The organism is Sporosarcina sp. P2 (assembly GCF_002743255.1).
Lineage (GTDB): Bacteria > Bacillota > Bacilli > Bacillales_A > Planococcaceae > Sporosarcina.
This window is the reverse complement of record NZ_PDYY01000002.1, coordinates 71,698-95,672: the sequence shown is the minus strand read 5'-3', so window position 1 is coordinate 95,672 and position 23,975 is coordinate 71,698. Positions and strand designations below refer to the sequence as shown.

Sequence of the window (23,975 nt, the reverse complement as noted above, 5' to 3'; positions counted from 1 at the left end):
GCGAGAGAACGTCCATCCGGGCGTTCTTTTTTATGTCCATAAAGAAAAGGGTGTGGGGTGAGATATGACGCAGACAGAGGAGGAGCTGGACATGCTAAATAGACACGATGAACTAATACATCATGACATTATACCGCGGCTGGAAAAAGTCGAGAAAGCGCAGATGGACTTTAGCACACAAGCGGAGGTAATCACGGGACAAGTCAAAGAAGTCACGGTTCAGGTTGCAGAAATTAAGTCTTCACAAACGAATTTAGAACTGACCGTCATGAAAGACGGACAAGAAACCAGAAGCATTCTAAACAAATTCGTGGACCATTATTTCGCGACTGACAAAGAACGCCTGCAAACAGAACGTGACGTAATCCATGTAGATGAGCGGATTACATTAAAGCGTTTCTCCACTCGCGAGAAAATCGTGCTTGGAGTCGTTGGCGCATTTGCGGGATCAGGCGGAATTTTAGCAGGGATAGCTGCTTTAATACAGTTTTTAAAATGAAAGGAGAAATAAAATGAAAATTAATTGGAAAGTACGTGCGAAAAATAAGTTGTTCTGGCTGGCCTTGGTGCCGGCTTTTTTGTTGGTCTTGCAGATTGTCGCAGCATGGTTCGGTGTGGAATTAGCGGCAGATTTGATTGGCCTTGAAGCTACTAAGTTCATTAACTCCTTGTTTGCTTTACTCGTGATATTAGGTATTGTCGTAGATCCTACTACTGACGGTACTGATGACAGCGATCAAGCAATGCGGTATCAAGAGCCACGAAAAGATAAAAAGAAAGGGCTGAAATAATATGGATAAAACAGAATGTGTAGTATGCGGAAAAGAAATCGAAGTTCTGGAACAGTTCAACGGTGAAATGATGTGCCAGGATTGCTATAACGATCCAGAAAACGAGGTGTTTGGCGATGAGTAAGATTTTTATCGATCCAGGTCACGGTGGTCACGACCCAGGTGCTGTTGGGAAACGCTCCAAAGAGAAAGACAATGTACTAAAAGTAGCTTTACGACTGAAGACTATTCTCGAAGGTTATGGGCATGAAGTGAGACTATCACGTTCAACTGATGTATTTATTCCATTGGGAGAGCGTGCGAGACTAGCTAACGCTTGGGGAGCCGATTACTTCTTCAGCTTACACGACAACTCGGCTACAGCGTCGGCTACAGGATTCGAGACGTTCGTCTATAACGGCAGTGTTAGTGCCGCTACAACGAAACTGCAAAACGCTGTACACAGTTCAATCGTTAATCAAATCGGTATTCGTGATCGCGGTAGAAAGAGAGCGAACTTCGCGGTTTTGCGCTTAACAAATATGCCGGCTGTTCTCGTAGAGTATGCTTTCATTTCGAATTACAGTGATGAAACTATCTTGATTGATGAAGTTGAAAAGTTGGCATTACTGACAGCACAAGGAATAGTTAATTACGCTGGAGGTAAAAAGGATGTAGCAGCAGTGCCGAATAAACCTAAACCAACGCCCGCGCCAGAGAAACTTACGATCGAGTTAGAATTTACATCTGGCACATTACGTAAAGTAGTGGAGACCTTTCTAGGTAGCAAATTACAGCAGGAGATTGCAGTTAAGGCAGCATCGGAACGCGGATATTCCTCTGCATGGATTAATAAGCAAGCAGATGGATCCGCGGCTAACGGCGATTTAGTAGCGCTGATGATTGGAGCGGGAATTAAAGAGTTCAAATAAGAAGCAACTGGCCATAATGTAAACGTGGATATGGCGCGGTTTGCGAAATGGCCAAAGCGTAGTTAAAGCACCCTGTCCGGTTGGATGGGGTGCTAAGATTATTCTTATTTAGGTAGCATTTTTTTAATACCCTCTGAAATAGGTTCACTTTCTTCATTCTCAATTGGCTGTCGAACAAACGAGGGTACTAGCTTTTTATTAGAAAGAGCTATAATTAAATATATAAACCAGAGGAAAGGTAGAATCCACCAGAGACCTGACCATGCAAATTGTATTCTAATATTGCTTAATATAATAGAAGCGCCTATTAGGGCGATGAATATCAATATACCGTGTGAAATAGCCAGTGAAGGATGTTTTTCGAGTAAGGTTCCATCAGCTTTGTTTGTACTACTTAAATTTTTGCCAGTTAATTTTGCTATACCATTCAGTAAAAAGAATAATATTAATAATACGGAGGAAGCACCTATCGAACTGATAATTAACAATGTACCTAGGTTTAATTCATGAGCATTGTTGAACAGACTAGCAAAACCTTGAATCGCTCCAAATGCGCCCATTAAAATCGCTGCAAAAATACCTAAAATGCTAATATAGTTTGTCACCATTCTTCTGTTATCTTCTTGCAACTCTTCGGTCATTTCTTGGATCTTGGTAATTTGGGAAGACTTCTCCGCAAATATACTGTTAAGTGTCTTTATTCTTTGAATATCTTTTTCGTGTTTTTCATATAAATTGTCTTTTTGTTGTTTAGCTAACTCCATATGCTCAATCATTTTTATACCTTTTTTATAGTTTTCTTTTTGGGGATTATCTGCAAATTCTTCTGTAATCATCTCTTCAAGATTTTCGATGAAATAAAAAATGTCTGGGCTATCGTCATTATATATAAATTGAGAGACAGCGGCGTAAGGTAATAAGTCAAATGGCAACTCATTCAATAACGAAAAAAAATCTTCTGCTATTTTTTTCTTAACTTCTGGTTCTACGCTGGAACTAGTTGCTCCTTGCAGTTTGTTTAGTACGTTGATTACTCTTTCATTTTGATCTTTTCTGGCATCAATTTGCGAAGTCATTTATTATGTCCTCTAGCCTGTATTCTACTAAGTCATGTCTTAAAATTGCCTCTCTATTGTGTAACCATGTGCCATGTAAATGGCTTTTTTCCACCAAATTATTTACTTCTTCCTCTAAAACCTCTAGGATGAAATCATTTAAAGCTTCATATCGTTCATTAGAGAATGCTTCATTTCTAATATTGTACCTCCCAAATGAACGGTTCCTAAAATATTCAGACCTAACTACAGGTCCATAAGGCCATGCCTCGAAAGGTTCGTCATAGATTTCTGTTACCAGGTCATCGACTCCATTTTCATTAATATAATTACCTAAAGCAAAGTACATTACCTTCTGCAACTCTAAATTGGTAATACCGCCCACCGCTTCATTTGCTAATGAAATCACATGATCTGCAAAGGCTCTCATAGTCATAATTATCCCTCCTTCTAACAGAAAAAACCCATAAATCCAAAGGATTTTAAGGGATTCAAAACGCACGTTTTAAAATTTCTGATACTTCTGTCAAGCGAATGTAACTACTACTAATATACACTATAGCAGGGAGAAAAGATACATAAGGACGCTTAATGGTACGTAAAGTTACTTATTGACACTTGCAGATGCACAAAAACACATGAATGTACTTAGTTGATTACATAATACTCCTCTTTACAAACGAACGTACATTCTTTATAATTAATCCAAGAACGGGAACACATGTGCTGAAAACGTCGGAAAGTGTGGTGATTTGATTGGCAATGGTTCCAACTGAATCTATTCCACATTTCGAAAACATGATTTACTTACCAATGATCATGACAATCTTGTCGAGTGATCGCCAGCGGATCGAAAAACTTCCTTTAAAGTTTACTGGACCTTATATTGATTTTATTGATGATGTTATGTTAACGGTCCAATTGGACTTGAAGCAGACGCATGATTACTTACGGCAAAATCAGATGAAACTGGTGCAAGGTAAAAGAGAAGGTATATTCACAGAATACGTCTTTATACATAACGGATATGAAGACAGAAGAAACTATGCCAACGTGCGGTTGCGAAATCATACTGAAGAGTTAATGAATATTTACTTTTCAAAAGCTAAAATGAAGGAAAAATAAGCGACTCTATCCATAACCGGACGGAGTGGTTTTTTATTTGTCTGAATTGGAAAAATCATCTAGACATTATACTTTTGACGCACTATGATTATATCAGTATGTCAAAAGGAGTGTTAAAATGAAGAAATTAACAATGATTATCATGACTATGGTTCTAGCCATAAGTCTGCTGCCTGTCACTTCAGACGCAGCAACAAAAGATATGAAGGTACATTTCATCGATGTAGGACAAGGAGACGCGGTATTAATTCAGTCTCCAAATGGTAAAAACATGTTAGTAGACGGTGGTCCCAAGGCCGCTGGAAGTAAAGTCGTTTCATTTTTAAAAGCAAAAGGAGTTAAGCGTCTTGATTATGTAGTAGCGACGCATCCGGATGCCGATCACATCGGCGGACTGGAAGCTGTATTAAATGCATTTCCGGTTACAAACTTTATTGATTCTGGTTATGTACATACGTCACAAACGTACTATAATCTGTTGACGCTAATTGACAAAAAGAATATCAAGTTTACAGTTGCAAAGGAATTGGACAAGTTGGCACTTGATCCACAGTTGATTACGCGGGTATTGTATGCGGACGAAGAAGCGAAAGATAGTAATGCAGCGACTATCGTGTTAAAAGTGACGTACAACAAAGTGTCCTTTTTATTAATGGGTGACGCGGACACAACGATTGAAGACTACATTCGCAAGAAATATGATGTAAAAGCAACGGTCCTTAAAAACGGTCATCACGGATCTAACACGAGCAGTTCAGCGGCGTTTATCAGCAATGTGAAACCAAGCGTAGGCATCTTGTCTTATGGCAAAAACAATAGCTACGGACACCCACATGCCGCTATTGAAGCGCGTTTGAAAAATGTTGGAGCGAAGACTTATAAAACACCTGTAGACTGCAATATCACGGTGACGACTAATGGTGTGAAGCATTCAGTAGCAAATAGCTGCGGCAAGGGATCTACTCCTGTTGCAAAACCATCTAAGCCAGTGGCGAAGCCTAAACCAACTAAACCAGTAGCAAAGCCAACACCAGTCAAACCCAAACCAGTCCCTTCTAAGCCGGCCACAAAACCCGTTACACAAACTGGTTTCAAAAACTGCACAGAGTTACGTAAAGTTTATCCTAACGGAGTTGCAAAAGGACACCCAGCATATCAATCCAAGATGGATCGAGATAAAGACAACTGGGCGTGTGAGCGATGAGTAAGAAGTACACACTAGACAGAATTGAAGAAGGAATATACGTGTTTTTAGAATATCCTGAAGAAGAGAATCAACTACTAATACCAGTTGATCAAGTAGATGAAATTTTTCATGAGGGTGATATAGTCTCTATCAACTCAGAAGGACAGCAATACAAGATTGAGCTGCTGATTGATGAAACGCAGATCACTCGTGAAAAAGTGAATAATCTATTAGAAAGACTAAAGAATAAAAAATGATGATAAAACAGCCGCCGACTCTATTGAGAAGGTGGCTGTTTTAATTTTTGAATACAACAGAAAAATGGTACATTATATAGAAGGTACTTGATCAAATGTGGTCTTTTTTAGTGGACCACATTTTAATACTGCGGAATGTGGTCTTTTCCGGTGGTCAACTCACATAAAAACCACAGAAATATACACGGACAGATAGACACAGCAAAGAAAATAGATAAAGAAAGTGATTTACACCACTTTAAATCAAGCTTTTGGGCAGACTGAAAACTACAGGAAAAGCTGTTTTAAATGATGATCGTATTGCTAATCATTACTGTTTTAATCTTAATTGCTATCCCGAATGTGACGAAGCATTCTAAATCGATAGATGAAAAGGGCTGTGATGCATATGTGAAAATGGTTGAAGGCCAAGTACAAGCATATAAGATGGATAAAAAAACGATTCCAACAATTTCTTCGCTAACTACAGAGGGGTATTTACCGGCTGAACCTGCGTGTCCGAATGGCAGTGCAATCTCGATCGACTCGGAAGGAAAAGTAAAAGCTGCGAATGCCGGAAGCTAAACGTATTTTTAATTGCCAGTATGGGTTCACCTTTTTGGAACTTATGCTAGTCCTATCGATCATGATGATTTTGACAGCCGTCATTCTTCCCTTTAGCGAAAAACATCTGGAAAAAGAATCCGAAGAGGATGCGCTGAAGCAATTCATTGCCGCTGTTCACGAGGCACAGCTATATGCAATGACACATAAAGGAAGTGTTGCTTTGACATTCAGCGATAGTGGCGCAATGTATAAGGTGGAAAGAATGGATAGGACGGTAACTTTAAGAAGTGGGATATTTCCTGATGGCATGCGTATGACAAAACAATCTCCGCTTAAAAGATTGGACTTTGCTGAAACAGGATACATGGTGAAAACAGGAAAAATGTATTTTTCTACACAAAGCAGAGGACTAATATTCATCTCGTTCCAGTTTGAAAGAGGGAGGATGATAGTCAATGAATGAGAAAGGTCAGTCCTGGCCTGAAGCGATGTTGTCACTAGTCATTATTATGGTAATCTTCTCATCTCTTTTACCATTGGCCACCAGTATCACTTCGTCTGTCACAGGGAAAAAACAAGCAATGATTGCAGCCCAAACCATCTATCAAGCGGCTATTTTATATAAATCGTTGGGACAAACGACAGGACACAGATCACATGAGGAACTTCACTACAATTGGACGGTTAATAATAGACAGATTTGTGTTACATATGAAATACAACAAATCGAAAATCAAAAATGTGTGAGTTTATGAAACGATTGGATGAAAAAGGCTATTCATTAGTTGAAAGTATCATTCACTTACTTATTTTTACTATGTTAATTCAATTAACAATTCTATTTTTCTATTGGCAAGTACCCATGAAGAAAGCTTATCAAGGAGATCTACTTGGAGAGTGGGAGTTGTTTTCATTGGAATTACAGGAATTGTTGGAAGAAGTAACTAGAGTGGAGGAAGTAAAATTAACGACCATTACGTTCCATACCCCAAAAAGAAGGATTACTATACAACAATACGATACAATGCTTCGCAAAGTTGTGGATGGAACAGGTCATGTTCCTTTGTTGATGAATGTGAAATCCAGTAAATTTACCGTGAAAGATAGCGAATTGAAAATTGCAGTCGAAATGAAGGACGGTATGCGTAAAGAAAGGACGTTTGCTATTGGATTATATCAAGAATGAGAAGGGAGGATCATTTATTTTCGCGATTGTCCTATTAATTTGTGTAAGTCTCTTTCTTTTCTCCCTCGTTTCATGGCATGATAGTATCTACAGAATATACGACTGGCTCGAAACCTATTATGAGCATAAAGCAGTTGAATTAATGAAACGGGATGGATGAAAATGAAAAGGATTTATTTAGTAGGATTCATGGGATGTGGAAAAAGCGCAATCGGTAAACGGCTGCATACGTTAACAGGTATTCCGTTCTTTGATATGGATCATGAAATTACAGAACAAATGCAAATGACGATTCCTGAGATATTTGATCAGTACGGCGAACTGTATTTCCGACAGTTGGAAACAGAATTTCTCGAAAAATTCCCTGAAGAGTATTGTATTGTGGCGACCGGTGGGGGTGTTGCGGTAAAAGAAAAGAATATTCAACTGATGCGTGAAACGGGTATCGTGTTTTTCCTCAACGCATCATTCCGTGATATTTGGCGAAGAATCTCGACTGATGTTAATCGTCCGATTGTACAACAATCTTCGCGGGCAGAATTAGAAGCTCTTTATAAAAAACGCAAATCGAAGTATTTACAGTCTGCCCATTTCACTGTGGAAACAACAGGAAAATCTTTAACGGACATTGCAGAATATATTATCTTTCAAATTGAAAGATATCAATAATGTATTTAAAAAGCGAATGATTTAGTTTGTAGTTGAGCTATTATTCGCTTTTATGCGCTATTAATAAATAGATTGCGCTTACTTATATAAAATGTTAAGATATCAGTGAAGAAAAAATTAACTCAATAATGCGAATGATTGTATGGGGAGAGCGCGCATTAGGCGCCGCCGAAGGAGCAAATAACGAATGTTATGAATCTCTCAGGTAACAAAACGCATACATGACGCATCTCTGGAGAGTGCTGAGTAATCAGCGGCCGAAGAAAGTATGGAAACTGTAAAGCTTTCAGGCAAAAGGACAGGGGTTCTCTTTTATAGGAGACCCCTGTCCTTTTTTTGATGAAGTACATACTGATCGTTCCTTGATCAGGACAAAAAGGAGGAAACAGTTTGACAACTCAATTATTACGTACACCGTTATTTGAAAGTTATAAAGAGTACGGGGGTAAGACCATCGACTTTGGCGGCTGGGAGTTACCTGTGCAGTTCTCTAGTATTAAAGCGGAACACGAAGCGGTTCGGACAAAAGCTGGTTTGTTTGATGTCTCGCATATGGGAGAAGTGTTTGTTAGTGGTAGCGGAGCGCTCGATTATTTGCAGAAGCTTGTGACAAATGATGTTTCCAAACTGCAAATAGGCCAAGCACAGTATACAGTGATGTGTAATGAGCAAGGTGGAACGATTGATGACTTATTAATTTATAAATTAGAGGAAGCGCGTTATTTATTGGTAGTCAATGCATCGAATATTGAAAAAGATGTAGCTTGGATGGAAAAACAACAGATCGACAATGTCGTTATTGACAACCAATCTTCCAATTACGCGTTACTTGCATTGCAGGGACCGATGGCTGAGTCGGTATTACAGAAACTGACGGATGAGTCACTTGAAGAAATCAAGTTTTTCCGTTTTAAAGAACATGTTCAAGTGGGCGGAGAAAATGTACTCGTTTCACGTACTGGTTATACGGGAGAAAATGGATTTGAGATCTATGGTACACCCAAAGCAATCCAAAACTTGTGGACAAAGATTTTGCTAGAAGGCAAAGAAGACGGTGTCGTACCTGCAGGTCTTGGTGCACGAGACACATTGCGCTTTGAAGCAGGTCTACCTCTTTACGGTCAAGAATTGAGAGAGGATATTTCTCCATTAGAAGCAGGGCTTGGTTTCGTCGTAAAAGTGAATAAAGAAGAAAATTTCATTGGTAAAGATATTCTTGTAAAACAAAAAGAACAAGGTGTGGAACGTAAGCTAGTGGGACTTGAAATGATCGATAAAGGAATTCCGCGTACTGGTTATAAAGTGTTTGTGGGTGACCGGGAGATCGGCGAAGTCACAACGGGTACGCAGTCTCCTACATTAAAAAAGAACATCGGTTTTGCGCTTCTATCTACAGAGTTCACTGAGCTTGGCACGGAAGTGGAAGTGGAAATTCGCGCGAAACGTCTGAAAGCAAAAGTCATTGCAACACCTTTCTATAAAAGATCATAAGCGAAAAGGGGTAAAAAATTATGAAGCATCGTTATCTACCTATGACGGAGCAAGATCAGAAAGATATGCTAGAAACAATTGGAGTTTCCTCTATTGATGAACTTTTTTCAGATATTCCAGAGAAAGTACGATTTAAAGGGGAGTATCAAATTAAACCGGCTAAATCCGAAACATCTCTTTTAAAAGAACTTGGACGTTTGGCTGCGAAAAATATTAATGCCCAAGATTATGCTTCGTTCCTAGGAGCGGGAGTCTATGATCACTATCGTCCAATTATTGTAGATCATGTCATTTCACGTTCTGAGTTCTATACAGCGTATACACCATACCAGCCCGAAATTTCACAAGGAGAGTTACAGGCGATTTTCGAATTTCAGACGATGATTTGCGAATTGACAGGCATGGAGCTAGCGAACTCTTCCATGTATGACGGAGGCACGTCACTTGCTGAAGCGGGGACACTTGCTGCAGGTCATACACGCCGTAAGAAGTTACTTGTATCTGCTACTGTTCACAACGAATCACGCGCAGTTGTGAAGTCATACGCAGACGGGCAATACATTGACGTGGTAACGATTCCACATACAAACGGTGTAACAGATATCGATAAACTTAAAGAAATGATTGATGATGAGACTGCAGCAGTACTCGTTCAATATCCGAACTTTTACGGCCAAGTAGAAGATCTACAAGTAATCAGCGATATTGCACATGAACATGGGGCACTATCGATCGTCTCGGCTAATCCACTTGCACTTGGACTCTTGACACCACCTGGCGCGCTTGGAGCGGATATTACGGTTGGAGATGCACAACCATTCGGAATTGCGGAATCATTCGGTGGACCACATTGTGGGTATTTCGCAGTATCGAAAAAGTTGATGCGTAAAGTTCCTGGTCGTCTAGTTGGTGAGACGAATGATGATCAAGGGCGTAGAGGATACGTACTGACATTGCAGGCGCGTGAGCAACATATTCGTCGTGACAAAGCAACATCCAATATTTGTTCGAACCAAGCGCTGAATGCTCTTGCGGCATCCGTTGCGATGACAGCACTAGGTAAAGAAGGAATTAAAGAAATCGCTTATCAGAATATCGCAAAAACAGCTTATGCGAAACAAGCATTTGAAAAAGCTGGATTTGAAGTGAAATTCGGTCCTGCGCATTTCAATGAACTCGTAGTGAATTGTAAATCACCTATTAAAGATGTCAACAAACGCTTACTTGAACAAGGAATTATTGGTGGATATGATTTAAGTCTCGTAGATGAGAGTCTAGCGAATCACGCACTGATCGCTGTAACAGAACAACGTACGAAAGAAGAAATCGATGCATACGTGCAAGAACTGGAGGCTATCCATGCATAAGGACAATCAATCACTCATTTTTGAACTATCCAAACCCGGACGAATCGGTTATAGCTTACCTGAATTAGATGTTCCTGAAGTAGACGTTTCGTCCATTTTGTCTCAAGGCGTAATTCGGACGGAAGACGCGGAACTGCCTGAAGTATCTGAGTTGGACATCATGCGTCACTATACTGCGTTGTCTAACCGTAATCATGGCGTCGATACAGGATTCTATCCATTAGGTTCTTGTACAATGAAATACAATCCGAAAATCAACGAAGCAGTTGCTCGTTTCCCGGGATTCGCACGCGTTCACCCGCTACAAGACGAATCCACTGTACAAGGTGCACTCGAAGTAGTATACGATCTGCAACAGCATTTAGCTGAAATCACAGGTATGCCACAAGTTACATTGCAACCTGCAGCTGGCGCGCATGGTGAGTGGACAGCATTGATGATGATCCGTGCTTTCCATGAGGCGAACGGTGATACGCAGCGCACGAAAGTACTTGTTCCAGACTCCGCTCACGGAACAAACCCGGCTTCTGCAACGGTTGCTGGCTTTGACACTGTGACAGTGAAGTCGAATGAAAAAGGCTTAGTAGATCTTGAGGATTTGAAGTTAAAAGTAGGTCCTGATACAGCGGCGTTGATGTTAACGAATCCGAATACGCTAGGTCTTTTCGAAGAAGACATCTTGGAAATGGCGGCAGTGGTTCACGGAGTCGGTGGAAAACTCTATTACGACGGTGCGAACTTGAATGCGGTTATGTCCAAAGCACGCCCCGGCGACATGGGCTTTGATGCGGTTCACTTGAACTTGCACAAGACGTTCACAGGTCCTCACGGCGGTGGGGGACCAGGTTCAGGTCCGGTAGGTGTAACAGATGAATTGGCTGCTTTCATGCCAAAACCCGTTGTTCAAAAAGTAGATGATCGCTTCGTGTTGAATTACGACGTGCCACAATCTATTGGTCGTGTGAAGCCGTATTACGGAAACTTCGGTATTTACCTACGTGCGTATACGTATATTCGTTCAATGGGTCCTGACGGCTTAAAAGCTGTAACGGAATACGCAGTACTCAATGCGAACTATATGATGCGTCGTCTAGAGCCATACTTCGACCTTCCGTATACACAACACTGTAAACACGAATTTGTTTTGTCTGGTCGTCGTCAGAAGAAACTTGGTGCACGTACACTCGATATGGCGAAGCGTTTGCTAGACTTTGGTTATCATCCGCCAACCATCTATTTCCCGTTGAACGTAGAAGAGGCTATAATGATCGAGCCGACAGAAACGGAATCCAAAGAAACATTGGATAACTTCATCGAAGCGATGATTCAAATCGCTAAAGAAGTAGAAGAGAATCCGGAAATCGTTCAAGAAGCACCACACACAACCGTCATTGGACGCCTTGATGAAACGAAGGCAGCGCGGAAGCCTGTGTTGCGTTATATAAAAGAACAGTCACCAGTAGAAGAAACAGTACAATAATAAAATACATTGAATAGAGCGCCGCTGAAAGTTAGCGGTGCTCTTTGAATTGAAAATACTATAGCACTCTGGTCACTCTTCCGTTATACACAGGGTGTTTAAAGAATACAATATTAAGAACCAATAGATCATAGGAAGAGAAATAATGATTCGATTTTTATACGCTGTAAACCCCATGGTTCATGAAGATATCTCGCGGAACGTGTGGACTACATATGGATACCGGGAAGACTAAAACTAGTTCTAAACATAGTCTCGTAAAATCAAAATCGTATATTATACGATAAACAAATGACCAATGTCAACCGCAAATTTGAGAAAATTCGAATTATGTGTTATACTGTATATGTACAAGTAAACAGGACGGTATGTAATACTCCTGCGCAACTTATTCCAGTTAGGAATGAAGGGCGCATTTTTTTGAATTTGAAAAATGGGTGGTTGTATTTCAATGAAATAATATGTGAAAACACGGATTACGTTAATTAGATTAACTGTAAAGTAGTTATCAAAGAATTTATAGGAGGAGATTGTCTAGTGAATTTAATTAATGAAGAAATTACTCATAACGTGTTTGGTGAAGGAAATATCGTGGAACACGAGGAGTCATTCATCACCGTTGACTTCAATAAAGATCGTAAAAGATTTGTCTATCCCGATGCATTCGAGAATTTTATTACTTTAAACAATCGAAGTATGGCAGAGTCTTTAGAAAAGGTCTTCGTGGAACGAAGAGCAGAAGAAAAAATATTGGAAAAGAAGCGTAAAGAAGAAAAGGCTATCCAGGTGCTTGAACAGCAACGTAGGGAAATATTAAAGAACCATAAAATTCATGAAAGTTCACAAATTGTTTTCTGGTTAGATAAAGAAAGACAGTCGGAAGTATTTAGCGATTGGGAAATATCTACTGGAAGCATACAAAGCGGGAAGAATAAAGGATTACCCAACCCAGTAACTCGTTTGCGTCCGAACAGTGCAGGTGTTCTGACGGTGAGAACTTCAGATCAAGCGGAAACGGAAAGAACCATTACGGGTCTTTTCATGGTTGATGATACGTTTACTGGAAGTATCGGCGAGGACGGTTTGGTGCCTACACACCCTGAATATAGAATTCAACTTACAGAAGAAGAAGCCGAGAAAATGCTTTTCTGGAATTACTATAAAAATAAGAACTATCCTGAACGTACATCATGGAATTCAGGTACATTCCGTTACTTTGATAATATTTGGACTGCTCAAATTTTAAAAGATATTATCGCGTTAAAGACGGATGAAGAGCAAATCAGAGAAGCACAAGAATTTCTGAACTATTTCTGCAAATTAAATGCCATTGACATAAATAATATTCCGGAAGCTGAAGGAGTTTTACGTTAACGTGTAAAATGACTTTGGATTGAATACTTTATTACATTACACATAAAGCTACCAGATACGGGCACGTGATGACGAGCCGGTATCTGGTAGCTTTTCACTTTTTAAAATTGTTCTATTGATATAGCATGCTGAGAAAACTATATCAAGTGATTAGTAACATACAGCGTACAGAATTAAAAGTGGTTATCGATCGGACTATAAAGTGAAGACTCAAAGAGGTAAATATTTGGATCGTCTTGTCTTTTAATTTCCCAGGTAATGAAAAGCGATGACAATCATTACGATGAAAAGCGTGGTATATGTTAGCGCAAAAGAAGTGAGAGTTCATATGTTTCAGAAATAATATAGTGACTTTGTCATGATGTGTTTTCGAAAGTTATATTCATGGATTTGAATACAAAGAAGCGTCACTCTAAATGAAGAGTGACGCTTCTTGCTTTACATATTAGTAAATATCTCGTTCCCAAAAACGTTGCTGTGTAATAGCGAGTATAAAATCATCATTAAACGTAGCGCTATTTTCTCCAAGTACGATACCCGGTCCCTTTTTTGCGTCAGATGCTGTGAAAATAGTATTTCCGGTTTTGGCAACGCCAATCGGTTTATAATGTCTGAATGCCTCATTGATGAAATAGACACTATCCGCATTGAACTTCGCTTGATTGGCTGCGTTTCCACCTACCACATAGAGAGAGTCAAATAAAACGGGTGCTGTAGTCATAAACGTTTCATTGACATGAATCTCCAATCCGTTCTTCCCTGTTACTGTACCAAGCTTCTCACCGATCGTATAGGCCCAAACTCCATACTTTGCTAGATGTTCAATTGTCGACTTCACTTCTTCGTCAGAAAAACCGTCACCAATGAGAATACCGACCTTCAAACTGTATGGATAGCGGGGGGTATTTACTTGGCTCAGCGCAGGGGATGACTCTGTAACATTGACTTGTTCGCCTGTTGGCTTATTCACTCCTACATTGATTGCGATTGTTGTAGCCATTTCCTGATCGACGTTTGCGAACATATCCACTACTTGTTGTCTCACACTTATACTATTCACTTTTCCGACCTCAAAGATAAACGCGTTAATAATATGTTGTTTTTCCGGCGGTGACATACTATTCCAGAAGAGTCGAGCTTGAGAAAAGTGATCTTTGAATGATTCGCTTCGCGCTTGAATAATTCGACCTTCCACTTTTTCAGCATAGTGAACAAATCCGCCTTCTTTTGCTGTGGAAGTGGAAGGTGTATTATCAGCCAAGGAATTTTTATGATAACTTACTTTGCCGACATCAATCCGCTGACGATTGAATCCATTTCTCTGATTGTTATGGAATGGACATACTGCACGATTAATCGGAATTTCTGTAAAGTTTGGCCCGCCGAGGCGGTATAGTTGAGTATCGAGATAAGATAAGAGTCTTCCCTGTAAAAGTGGATCATTAGTGAAATCTATACCTGGCACTACGTTGCCGGGATGGAAGGCGGCTTGTTCAGTTTCAGCAAAGACATTCGTGACGTTTTGATTTAACGTCATTTTGCCGATGATTTTAACAGGCACTATCTCTTCTGGCCACAATTTTGTTGCATCGAGAATGTCAAAATCGAACATGAATTCGTCCTCTTCTGCAATCAATTGGACGCCAAATTCATATTCAGCAAAATAGCCTTTATCAATACAGTCCCATAGATCTCTACGTTGGAAGTCCGCATTTTTTCCTGCGATTTTTTGTGCCTCATCCCATACTAATGAATGTACGCCCAGTATCGGTTTCCAATGAAATTTTACGAAAGTAGCTTTACCTTCGCTATTAACAAACCGAAATGTATGGACACCAAAGCCTTCCATCATTCGCCAACTTCTAGGAATAGTGCGGTCCGACATTTGCCACATCACCATATGGGCGGACTCTTGATTGTTTGCTATGAAATCCCAGAAGGTATCATGGGCAGAGGCTGCTTGAGGCATATCTGTGTCCGGTTCAGGTTTGACTGCATGAACAAGATCGGGAAATTTCATGCTGTCTTGGATGAAAAACACAGGTAAATTATTTCCGACCAAATCGTAATTTCCTTCTTCTGTATAAAACTTCACCGCAAAACCCCGGACATCTCTTGCCGTATCAACCGATCCTAGATTTCCAGCTACGTTAGAAAAACGAGTGAAAACGGGTGTCTTCTGTCCTGCTTTCTGGAGAAAATCAGCTGTTGTATAGTCTTTCATTGATTCGTATAACTCGAACTCACCATGTGCTGCATATCCCCTTGCATGAACAACTCGTTCAGGAATCCGTTCACGGTCAAAGTGCATGAGTTTTTCTTTTAAATGGATTCCTTCCATTAAAGTAGGTCCACGTACTCCTGCTTTTAATGACTCTTCATCATTGGATACTTTCACTCCTTGATTGGTCGTAAGCTTTTTCCCTTTATTGTCCACTTTAAATTGATCCAACTGCTGACTTTTTCGGTTCTGTTTTCTATTCATATTTTCATTTGCCGATTCATCTTTCACGAAATCCCCTCCATTTACTGGTATATGATGATGAATACTTTACGTCCCATTTATACCGTATGTGTAAGCGAAGATAAAAATTCCGATAGTTTATGTGATGAAATTAAACTGCATACATTTTAATGGAAGGACCAGGAAAGGATGTAAAGTATAGCTATGTTTATCATTTGTTTTGCATTGTATGGCAGTTTTTATATGTGTTCCGCTCTACTTTAAGACAAATAGTAAAATGCCAGGCACGGAGACATTTTCGAATTGTCTGTGCCTGGCAAGGAAAATTATCTATTATCTATCTTTTCGGGATATAAATCATGTTGAAAAAGTCTTTCTTTAGCCATTTGTTCAAAATACGTTCCAGGTTTCCCGTAATTGCAATACGGATCAATTGAGATACCACCACGCGGGGTGAACTTGGCCCATACTTCAATATAGCGTGGATCCATTAAATGAATCAAATCTTTCATAATTAGATTTGCACAATCTTCATGAAAACCTGGATGATTTCGGAAACTGAACATATAAAGCTTTAACGATTTGCTTTCTACCATTTTCACATCAGGAATATAGGATATATATATGGTAGCAAAGTCAGGTTGGCCAGTGATTGGACAAAGGCTAGTGAATTCAGGAATATTAAATTTAACAAAGTAATCATTGTCTTGATGTTGATTTTCAAACGTTTCTAAAATATCAGGATCATATTCATAGTTGTATTTTGTCTCTTGATTGCCGAGTAATGTAAGGTTGTTTTTACTGTTTTCTAGCATTTTTCAAACCCCTTTTAATGTACTTCTGAAACATTTGGTTCATATATATTTAGCTTCATCACAACTTGTCTAATTCCACCCGCAACAATTAACTGCATTAACACTTTCGCTATCCATTGTCCGAGTATAGCAAATGGAACCAATTCCCACGGTACGAAGTGAAGCCCTAGTGGACCGATACCAATAATTACAAATAAACTAGAGTCTAAAAAGCCGGCCACAACACCGGAAAATAGTACTCTTTTTACAAAAGGTAATTTAAAGCGGGTGTAAATTTCAGTATCTGCTGTTTCCGAAACAATAAAACTAAGTGTACTTGCAAAGACGATCCATAGTTGATCCCCTAATAAATGACTTGTAAGAGCAGATAATAAAAGTGCGACTCCAATCAATATGTATGTTTGATGTCTACCGAATCTATTTTGGACCATATCTCTCATGACAAGTGTTAATCCAATGAACAAAGTACCGTAGGGAATAATGAGTGGACCTAGTTCAAGTGGTGCAAATCGTGCTGTAATTACATTGGCAAGAATGATGGATAATAAATAAATCGTAATTCGGATCATGAGGCATGTTGTCCTTGTAAGTATTTCGCTAGTCCGTCATTTCTCAGTTTGCAAGCGGGGCATTCTAGGCAGCCATTGGCGATCACACCGTTATAGCAAGTTAATGTGTTGTCTCTTACGTACTCCAGCCGACCCATTTGATCCGCTAATTTCCAAACTTCTGCTTTGTCTTTCCACATTAAAGGAGTGATTAAATCAAATGTATAGTCCATTGCTAAATTCAACGTCGTATTTAAAGAACGAATAAACGCATCACGACAATCCGGATATCCACTGAAATCCGTCTCGCTTACACCGGTTATAATCGCATTCGCGCCAATTGATTTAGCGTAGATTGCTGCAAATGAAAGAAATATATGATTCCGTCCCTCGACAATTGTATTGGGGACACTTCCTTCTTCCGCTTCAATTTGCATGTCGCTTCTGGTCAAGGCGTTCGTGGTTAACTGATTAAGAACGTCCATTTGGATGATTTTTTGTTTAACCCCTAAGTCTTTCGCGATCTTTGTAGCGCAATCAACTTCCGACTTATGTCTTTGCCCATACAAAAACGTGACGGTTTCTACTTCATCAAATTCTTCCATTGCCCATAATAGGCAAGTGGTAGAATCTTGTCCGCCACTAAATACTACAACTGCTTTATTCACTCTACATTCCTCCATAGTTTTGTTTTTAGAGGGGATGGTTACGAACCCTCTGCAATAATCGAAGTCACTTACCTACATATAGCTAAGACACCTATGATTATCAATAGTTAAATATACACGTTACTTATACTTTTCACAAGTAGATTGAGAATGCTACTTGTTACTGGTATCTTTAATAAAACATAATGAAAGATGAAGCAATATTCATGTTAGATAATATTTTTATAGCCGCGCCAATTAGGAAAGTGATTGTAAAAAGAGATTGATTTTTCTGGTATTTAAATAATGCAAAGGCATATGTGTGATACTAACATCATCAGGATGACAGTGCGATGTTCTTTCCATAAAATCAATAGGCGATACCAGTGCTGTAATCAGTCTTCTTTTCTGGCATTATGATTAGTCGTATTTCCACAATGGCATTTAGCAAAGGGTTCAAAATCGACTGATGATCTAGAAATCATTATGAACTCCGCAAAAATCAAAAAAACAGTAGAATGGAGATCATTCAATGTACGAATTAAAAACTAAAGAAACCGATAGTAGTGTTATTGAATTTATTGGGAACATTGATCAACTTAGAAAGCGGGAAGATGCTTTTAAATTACTGGATATCTTCACCGAAACGACGGGGTATAAAGCGAAAATGTGGGGACCGAGTATTATAGGTTTTGGCAAATATCATTACAAATATAGTTCTGGTCATGAAGGGGACGCGCCCATCGTAGGTTTTTCCCCACGAAAAGCTAAAATCAGTTTATATATAACGCTTGAAAGTGAACAGCGAGAGAAACTATTAAAAGATTTCGGGAAACACACAACAGGTAAATCTTGTATTTATATCAACAAAATCACAGATATTGAAATAGAGGTATTAAAGAAATTAATAAAACAATCTGCGGCGTTTATTAAAGAAATCTATCCAAATACTGAAAAACTATAGAGCGGAGTACGTGTACTAGATATTCTTTGCTTAATTTAGCAATATTGTTTTACAAGAGAAGAGCAAAGGTGGAAGACTTCTTTGACGATAGATGAGATGAAAAACGATTTATCGATTAAAGGGAGAAATGGGATCTCATTTATCCTGTCTGCTAGTGTGATTTGGTTGATTATTACCATTATATTTATGCAGTCATTAGAAATAACGCAGAAAAATATAGGGATGCTTTTTTCGACAGGTTTAATGTTCCCACTCTCAGTTGGTATTTCATCTGTATTAAAGACCGATTGGAAATTTAAAAATAATGCCTTAGGTAGTCTAGGGTTATATTTGAATCTAGCACAGATTCTTTATTTTCCGATACTTTTTTGGAGTATGATAAAAAGCCCACAGGATGCAATTATGATATTTGCCATTATTACAGGGGCGCACTTTTTTACGTATGGGTGGTTTTATAATGCAAAAGCTTATTATATATCGGCTCCGATGATTGCGATCGGCATAATGTTTTTAGGCCTTTATACAACGGTAGACAATCTATGGATGATTCCTCTCTCTATGGTAGGCGTATTATTACTATTATGCTTCGCACTCCATATGGATTATAGAAAGGGAGTGAAGCGAATATGACGGTACTTACTGAACTATTCTCCTTCACGCAATTGGTAGCCTAGCGATTTTCATAAAATCAAGTGATAGTGAATGTCGGATTTTATTGAAGTTTTAAATGACAAAGTTTTAGACAATACAAAAAGACAGTTCCAAAATGGGAACTGTCTTTTTTTGCTTGGAACTATTATGGATACTATGTATGGGACTTTAATAGTTATGAATAAATTCCTTGCACTCTGTTCAATAGGCTATCCAGTCGCTGGCTACTTCTTACCACGCTTGGATGTGTGATTCCCAAGAATTCGGCTTTCTTATACATGATAATTCTTTTTACTTCAATTCTTAACATGAGTAGTTTTTTTTCAATAGATTTATTCATTTTCTTCCTCCGTAATATATATTACGCTTCAAGTCATGTGGCGGTTATCTCGTTCGTCATAGAAGCAACTTACTTATCATATATAAAGCGAAATGAAAAGTATGTCGCATTTTGACTGACTACTATATTATTTTCAGATTATGACGGAAATGTGTATGATGATTGATAATTCAAGCATTATAGGCGGAATAAAACACCCTTAAATCGACACTACTGTTGTTTAATGTATAAATCACTGTGAATAATAGAAGCTTACTATTATATACTTGTTATCATATGGAATTACTACATTCACAAACCATTGCGGTCTTTGAAAGTAAGGCGCATTTTTGTATGGAGATCAGAATCTAGAACTAGACTGAGTGACACCGCGTAAAAATATACATAACCAAGGAAAAGAGGTTGTCTTGATCAAGTCAAGGCAACCTCTTTTTCGTCTTAATAACCTATTGTTGAATCGGTTTCCCAGTCATCTCGAGTAGCTTGTCGATGCTGCTTCTGTAACTGGCGGATTCGTTCTTCATATTGAATGTTCTTCTCATAATGGTAAGTAAGCGCGATCGACATATATAATTCATTCAACTGTGATACCGAAAGGCCTTTTGTCTGCTTCGCTATTTTTTCAACTTGTTCTTCCGAAAGTATCTTTTTGCGATCCAGTTTTTCCATGTATAGCTTACGGACTTCTCGTGTCGGGGATTTGATTTCATATGTGCTGTCAAATCGGCCTGCGCGGTTGATGAGGGCAGGGTCAATGCGTTCAGGGTAATTGGTCGTACCGATGATGAATAGGCCGTCACGGACATGTACGCCATCTAGAATGTTCAGAAATGTGCTTCTCATATGTTCAGGCATGGAGTCCATATCTTCAATTACGAGGATGGCGGGTGCTAGACGCTCGACTGTAGTGAACACTTCCTGTACGGAATGACTTCCCGTGAATTCCGTGATTTGCCAGTAGACGACAGGTGCGTCAGTTGTTCCGGTGATAGAACGCACAAGCGTCGTTTTGCCGTTACCCGGAGATCCGTACAGCAAGATCCCTCTTTTATACGGCAGTCCGTATTCTTTAAAGAAAGCCCCACCGTCTCGGAAGAATTCATCGATAGAACGAAATAGATCATTCTTCAAATGTTCATCGAGTAGGACATCACTGCGCTCGATTTGTGTGCCAGCGCCATACGTCTTTTTTTCCATACCTTCTTCAGTATCCACTAAATACGTAATATTCGTTTTCATCGCTTCTCGTTGTAGTTGATTCAGTACTTCGATGAAATCTTTGACGTGACTCGCAGATGGCGCAAATACTGTATGCTCTGACCAGGTGGAGCCTGTTGCGACATAATAGCTAATATTGGCGATGGCGATTTGATGTTCAGGAAAGAATAGCAACTGATTGTCAATTGTTTCAGCGCCTTGTAGTGAAAATGCATCAGTTGATACGTCTTGCTGAATCTTTTGTGTCGGCAATGTGGCGTAGATATGACTAAGTGATTCATAAGGCAATTGTTTGCGATGAATCAATTCAGGAAGCATCGTTTCTGTGTAAGAAGCGAATTCATCGACTTGGATGATTTGCCAATCGGCAGGTGAACGTTGTTGAAGTGTGTCAAGAATCGCTTCAATGACGACACCGTAATTGTGATAATGTGTCAATTTTTCGTATTGTGCCGAATGAAGTGGAATTAAAAAAGATGGTATCATTACTAAAACACTCTCCCTATAAATAAGTAGATCCTCCTTTTTAAGGAGGATCTACAATGTTATTTTGTTTTAATTTTACCTGACCACTGTTTAAATCCACCACGTAGCTGATAGATTTCTGTACAACCTTTTTTCTTCAAGAACAGCGCTGCACGGCCTGTACGGCTAGTGTTTTGGTCATAAAGATAAACGGGTTTATCGGGGCGGATTTCCTTATAGCGCTGTGAGAACTGTGTAAATGGAATATTACGCGCACCTAAAATATGTCCAGCTTCGAAATCTTTTGGTTCACGCACATCGATCAATTGTGCTTTGCGATACCCTTTAATAAACTCTTCTTGTGTCAGACTGGTCAATGCCTTCCCGACCCGTATGTATGTTATAACGAAATACAAAATGACCGCGAGCACGGCTACTCCCAAAATATAATAACTCAAAAAAACTTCCCCCTTCATCAATATCTCTATTATAAAGATTATCTGGCATCAGTTCAATCCTAATGATAAAATGAAATGCGTTATTGTTTTTTTCATTGACGATTTCCTATACTATTGGTGGAGTATAAACACGAAGGAGAATAGATTATGACAAAAGCCGTGTGGCATTATGTAGACTCTGGGAAATGTAGTCCTTCCTTCAATATGGCGCTGGACGAAGCGCTGCTTGACTTACATAGCCGAGGTGAAATCGGACCGGTTCTGCGTTTTTATGAGTGGGAACCCGCTACATTATCGATTGGGTACTTCCAGCGTATTGAAAAAGATATCGATATGGAAAAAGTGAAAGAACTTGGGCTTGGATTTGTCCGAAGACCAACAGGGGGGCGTGGTGTCCTGCATGAACATGAGCTTACATACAGTGTAATTGTTAGTGAAAAATACCCGAATATGCCGGAGACGGTGACAGAAGCATACCGTGTGATTTCTGGCGGATTGCTGCAAGGATTTCGTAATCTAGGGCTTCAAGCAGAATTCTCGATTCCGGATCAAGAAATCACAGCGCAATTACGAAGTCCAAAGAGCGGTGTTTGTTTTGATGCACCAAGCTGGTATGAACTTGTCGTCGAAGGTAAAAAGGTTGCCGGCAGTGCCCAAACACGTCAAAAAGGCGTGATTTTGCAACATGGGGCAATTTTGATGAGCTTAGATGTCGATAAATTGACATCTATTTTTACCTATTCATCGCCCGCTTTGAAAGAACGCGTACGTAGAACGTTGCCAGATCGCGCAATTGCGATTGACCGATTGACGGACCGCAAGATTTCAACAGAGGAATGTAAACAGGCCTTTTCTAAGGGATTTGAAGCGTCGCTCGACATTTCATTGGAACCACTTGAATTAACACCGGAACAGCTTGCTTTGGTCCATCAAATTGAAAAAGAGAAATATGCCAATGATGACTGGAATTTCAAGAAATGAAATTAGTACTTTGGTTTTATTTTTTTGTTGAAATGTCGTAATATCAACGATTTTACGTTTTTGAAAAATACATGTCGATTGATATACTATTCAATATGTAGTAGATTATTTAATAAGCTAAACACTATATATAGTGTTTGGAGCGTTATGAGGAGGATGTTATATGGTTACGATGTCAAAACAAGGCGAACCAATGCTTGATAAGCAACAGCTGAATGAGGATATTGCGAATTTCCCTCAAGTTCACCCGGTTACCGAGGATATGAAGCTGACTCACAGCGGAGTATCACGTCTAGTAATGATCGATCGGTATTCATTTAAAGATATGGAAAAGAAGTCATTAAAAGAAGGCGATTTTGTCGTTCTTACAGTGAGAGAAGATCCAAAGTTCCCCGCTCGTGGGTTAGGTTATATTACAAAACTTGATAAAGCGAACGGAAAAGCGGAGATCTGGATTGAGCCAGAATATCGTTCATCGATCGATGATCTGGACGAGCAACAAAAAGGAATGATTACACGTCCCCTTGATGTGATTGAGAAGCCGCTGGAAGTGTTCTACGAGCAAATTGCGAAACGTAATGCGACTGGACTTGCATCTGTTGAAAAGACGGAAGATAGAAGAACGCAGTCGTATAACATGTTCTATGATCAGTTGAAGGCATTGAACTTCATTCCAGCTGGTCGCGTGCTGTATGGCGCAGGATCGGATACGGATGTCACGTTCTTTAACTGTTATGTGATGCCGTTTGTACCCGATTCCCGTGAAGGAATTTCCGATCACCGCAAGCAAGTGATGGAGATTATGAGTCGTGGTGGCGGTGTAGGAACGAACGGTTCGACATTGCGTCCACGCAACACATTGGCACGCGGTGTCAACGGGAAGTCATCTGGATCGGTTTCATGGCTGGATGATATTGCGAAGTTGACTCATTTGGTTGAGCAAGGCGGATCAAGACGTGGTAAAGAGAAGTGCCTCGTCTATAAAA

The 23,975-nt window shown here is 39.5% G+C and carries 28 protein-coding genes, 1 pseudogene and 1 riboswitch; of the genes and pseudogenes, 20 read left to right on the top strand and 9 right to left on the bottom strand.

Annotated elements, in window-relative coordinates; translation table 11 throughout:
- The first annotated feature begins 91 nt into the window (after positions 1–91).
- From CSV67_RS02785 to CSV67_RS02775, 4 genes are read left to right on the top strand one after another with little or no spacing between them, the layout of a single operon-like run.
- Complete coding sequence (locus CSV67_RS02785; protein WP_099630112.1) at positions 92–499, top strand: hypothetical protein; 408 nt, start codon at positions 92–94, stop codon at positions 497–499.
- A gap of 13 nt (positions 500–512) precedes the next feature.
- Positions 513–791: a phage holin gene (locus CSV67_RS02780; RefSeq protein WP_099630111.1), complete on the top strand. Its 279-nt coding sequence runs from the start codon at positions 513–515 to the stop codon at positions 789–791.
- Position 792: 1 nt separating this feature from the next.
- On the top strand, positions 793–915 hold the full coding sequence (locus CSV67_RS16985) for a hypothetical protein (RefSeq protein ID WP_255397345.1): 123 nt from the start codon (positions 793–795) through the stop codon (positions 913–915).
- Positions 908–1,702 carry an N-acetylmuramoyl-L-alanine amidase family protein gene (locus tag CSV67_RS02775; RefSeq protein ID WP_099630110.1) on the top strand — a complete coding sequence of 265 codons (795 nt, stop codon included), beginning with the start codon at positions 908–910 and terminating at the stop codon, positions 1,700–1,702. The genes CSV67_RS16985 and CSV67_RS02775 overlap by 8 nt, the downstream gene beginning before the upstream one ends.
- A gap of 104 nt (positions 1,703–1,806) precedes the next feature.
- Here CSV67_RS02775 and CSV67_RS02770 read toward each other — a convergent pair whose 3' ends face one another.
- Together CSV67_RS02770 and CSV67_RS02765 are read right to left on the bottom strand one after the other, a co-directional pair.
- Positions 1,807–2,778 carry a hypothetical protein gene (locus CSV67_RS02770; RefSeq protein ID WP_099630109.1) on the bottom strand — a complete coding sequence of 324 codons (972 nt, stop codon included), beginning with the start codon at positions 2,776–2,778 and terminating at the stop codon, positions 1,807–1,809.
- Positions 2,762–3,193 (bottom strand): Panacea domain-containing protein, encoded by a 432-nt coding sequence (locus tag CSV67_RS02765; protein ID WP_099630108.1) that lies wholly within the window; start codon positions 3,191–3,193, stop codon positions 2,762–2,764. The genes CSV67_RS02770 and CSV67_RS02765 overlap by 17 nt, the downstream gene beginning before the upstream one ends.
- 326 nt (positions 3,194–3,519) lie before the next feature.
- Here CSV67_RS02765 and CSV67_RS02760 point away from each other — a divergent pair, with 326 nt between their 5' ends.
- From CSV67_RS02760 to CSV67_RS02700, 12 genes are all read left to right on the top strand, one after another.
- Positions 3,520–3,882 (top strand): YhjD family protein, encoded by a 363-nt coding sequence (locus CSV67_RS02760; RefSeq protein WP_233192551.1) that lies wholly within the window; start codon positions 3,520–3,522, stop codon positions 3,880–3,882.
- 118 nt (positions 3,883–4,000) lie between these two features.
- On the top strand, positions 4,001–5,086 hold the full coding sequence (locus CSV67_RS17070; RefSeq protein ID WP_099630338.1) for an MBL fold metallo-hydrolase: 1,086 nt from the start codon (positions 4,001–4,003) through the stop codon (positions 5,084–5,086).
- A complete protein-coding gene (locus CSV67_RS02750) occupies positions 5,083–5,325 on the top strand; it encodes a DUF3006 domain-containing protein (RefSeq protein ID WP_099630106.1) in 243 nt (80 codons plus the stop codon). Before CSV67_RS17070 ends, CSV67_RS02750 begins: the two co-directional genes overlap by 4 nt.
- Positions 5,326–5,613: 288 nt before the next feature.
- Positions 5,614–5,889 carry a competence type IV pilus major pilin ComGC gene (gene comGC / locus CSV67_RS02745; protein ID WP_099630105.1) on the top strand — a complete coding sequence of 92 codons (276 nt, stop codon included), beginning with the start codon at positions 5,614–5,616 and terminating at the stop codon, positions 5,887–5,889.
- On the top strand, positions 5,876–6,334 hold the full coding sequence (locus tag CSV67_RS02740; RefSeq protein ID WP_099630104.1) for a prepilin-type N-terminal cleavage/methylation domain-containing protein: 459 nt from the start codon (positions 5,876–5,878) through the stop codon (positions 6,332–6,334). Before comGC ends, CSV67_RS02740 begins: the two co-directional genes overlap by 14 nt.
- Positions 6,327–6,626: a type II secretion system protein gene (locus CSV67_RS02735; protein WP_099630103.1), complete on the top strand. Its 300-nt coding sequence runs from the start codon at positions 6,327–6,329 to the stop codon at positions 6,624–6,626. Before CSV67_RS02740 ends, CSV67_RS02735 begins: the two co-directional genes overlap by 8 nt.
- On the top strand, positions 6,623–7,057 hold the full coding sequence (gene comGF, locus CSV67_RS02730; protein ID WP_158232870.1) for a competence type IV pilus minor pilin ComGF: 435 nt from the start codon (positions 6,623–6,625) through the stop codon (positions 7,055–7,057). Before CSV67_RS02735 ends, comGF begins: the two co-directional genes overlap by 4 nt.
- Before the next feature lie 162 nt (positions 7,058–7,219).
- Positions 7,220–7,726, top strand: a complete 507-nt coding sequence (locus CSV67_RS02720; RefSeq protein ID WP_099630100.1) for a shikimate kinase — start codon at positions 7,220–7,222, stop codon at positions 7,724–7,726.
- Between the two features lie 134 nt (positions 7,727–7,860).
- Positions 7,861–7,953: riboswitch (glycine riboswitch) on the top strand.
- Positions 7,954–8,116: 163 nt separating this feature from the next.
- Entirely contained in the window at positions 8,117–9,217 is a 1,101-nt protein-coding gene (gcvT, locus tag CSV67_RS02715) for a glycine cleavage system aminomethyltransferase GcvT (protein ID WP_099630099.1), read from the top strand.
- A gap of 20 nt (positions 9,218–9,237) precedes the next feature.
- Positions 9,238–10,584, top strand: coding sequence for an aminomethyl-transferring glycine dehydrogenase subunit GcvPA (gcvPA, locus tag CSV67_RS02710; RefSeq protein WP_099630098.1), 1,347 nt, complete (start codon positions 9,238–9,240; stop codon positions 10,582–10,584).
- On the top strand, positions 10,577–12,064 hold the full coding sequence (gcvPB, locus tag CSV67_RS02705; protein WP_099630097.1) for an aminomethyl-transferring glycine dehydrogenase subunit GcvPB: 1,488 nt from the start codon (positions 10,577–10,579) through the stop codon (positions 12,062–12,064). The genes gcvPA and gcvPB overlap by 8 nt, the downstream gene beginning before the upstream one ends.
- Before the next feature lie 537 nt (positions 12,065–12,601).
- A complete protein-coding gene (locus CSV67_RS02700; RefSeq protein WP_099630096.1) occupies positions 12,602–13,438 on the top strand; it encodes a malate synthase in 837 nt (278 codons plus the stop codon).
- A gap of 445 nt (positions 13,439–13,883) precedes the next feature.
- Here the strand turns inward: CSV67_RS02700 and CSV67_RS02695 are convergent, their stop codons facing one another.
- From CSV67_RS02695 to queC, 4 genes are all read right to left on the bottom strand, one after another.
- Positions 13,884–15,923 (bottom strand): catalase, encoded by a 2,040-nt coding sequence (locus CSV67_RS02695; protein WP_199173125.1) that lies wholly within the window; start codon positions 15,921–15,923, stop codon positions 13,884–13,886.
- A gap of 305 nt (positions 15,924–16,228) precedes the next feature.
- The gene (gene queF, locus CSV67_RS02690) at positions 16,229–16,717 is read right to left on the bottom strand and encodes a preQ(1) synthase (protein ID WP_099630094.1); all 489 of its coding nucleotides are present in this window, start codon (positions 16,715–16,717) and stop codon (positions 16,229–16,231) included.
- Between the two features lie 14 nt (positions 16,718–16,731).
- Complete coding sequence (locus CSV67_RS02685) at positions 16,732–17,283, bottom strand: VUT family protein (RefSeq protein WP_099630337.1); 552 nt, start codon at positions 17,281–17,283, stop codon at positions 16,732–16,734.
- The gene (gene queC / locus CSV67_RS02680; RefSeq protein ID WP_099630093.1) at positions 17,283–17,948 is read right to left on the bottom strand and encodes a 7-cyano-7-deazaguanine synthase QueC; all 666 of its coding nucleotides are present in this window, start codon (positions 17,946–17,948) and stop codon (positions 17,283–17,285) included. Before queC ends, CSV67_RS02685 begins: the two co-directional genes overlap by 1 nt.
- A 496-nt stretch (positions 17,949–18,444) precedes the next feature.
- Between queC and CSV67_RS02675 the strand changes: the two genes are divergently transcribed.
- Both CSV67_RS02675 and CSV67_RS02670 read left to right on the top strand, forming a co-directional pair.
- Positions 18,445–18,876, top strand: a complete 432-nt coding sequence (locus CSV67_RS02675; protein WP_099630092.1) for a DUF1801 domain-containing protein — start codon at positions 18,445–18,447, stop codon at positions 18,874–18,876.
- Between the two features lie 81 nt (positions 18,877–18,957).
- Positions 18,958–19,506 carry a DUF7010 family protein gene (locus CSV67_RS02670; RefSeq protein WP_099630091.1) on the top strand — a complete coding sequence of 183 codons (549 nt, stop codon included), beginning with the start codon at positions 18,958–18,960 and terminating at the stop codon, positions 19,504–19,506.
- A 196-nt stretch (positions 19,507–19,702) separates the two neighbouring features.
- On the opposite strand, the gene CSV67_RS02665 is transcribed toward CSV67_RS02670, so the two are convergent.
- The 3 genes from CSV67_RS02665 to CSV67_RS02655 all read right to left on the bottom strand — a co-directional run bounded on the left by CSV67_RS02665 (position 19,703) and on the right by CSV67_RS02655 (position 22,026).
- Positions 19,703–19,837: a Spo0E family sporulation regulatory protein-aspartic acid phosphatase gene (locus CSV67_RS02665; protein ID WP_369803128.1), complete on the bottom strand. Its 135-nt coding sequence runs from the start codon at positions 19,835–19,837 to the stop codon at positions 19,703–19,705.
- Positions 19,838–20,305: 468 nt separating this feature from the next.
- Positions 20,306–21,571: an ATP-binding protein gene (locus CSV67_RS02660; RefSeq protein WP_099630089.1), complete on the bottom strand. Its 1,266-nt coding sequence runs from the start codon at positions 21,569–21,571 to the stop codon at positions 20,306–20,308.
- 59 nt (positions 21,572–21,630) lie between these two features.
- Positions 21,631–22,026 (bottom strand): rhodanese-like domain-containing protein, encoded by a 396-nt coding sequence (locus CSV67_RS02655; protein ID WP_199173114.1) that lies wholly within the window; start codon positions 22,024–22,026, stop codon positions 21,631–21,633.
- Between the two features lie 129 nt (positions 22,027–22,155).
- Between CSV67_RS02655 and CSV67_RS02650 the strand changes: the two genes are divergently transcribed.
- Both CSV67_RS02650 and CSV67_RS02645 read left to right on the top strand, forming a co-directional pair.
- A complete protein-coding gene (locus tag CSV67_RS02650; RefSeq protein ID WP_099630087.1) occupies positions 22,156–22,989 on the top strand; it encodes a lipoate--protein ligase family protein in 834 nt (277 codons plus the stop codon).
- Between the two features lie 163 nt (positions 22,990–23,152).
- Positions 23,153–23,950 (top strand): annotated as a pseudogene (locus tag CSV67_RS02645) (ribonucleotide reductase N-terminal alpha domain-containing protein); the annotation flags it as partial.
- Positions 23,951–23,975 lie beyond the last annotated feature (25 nt).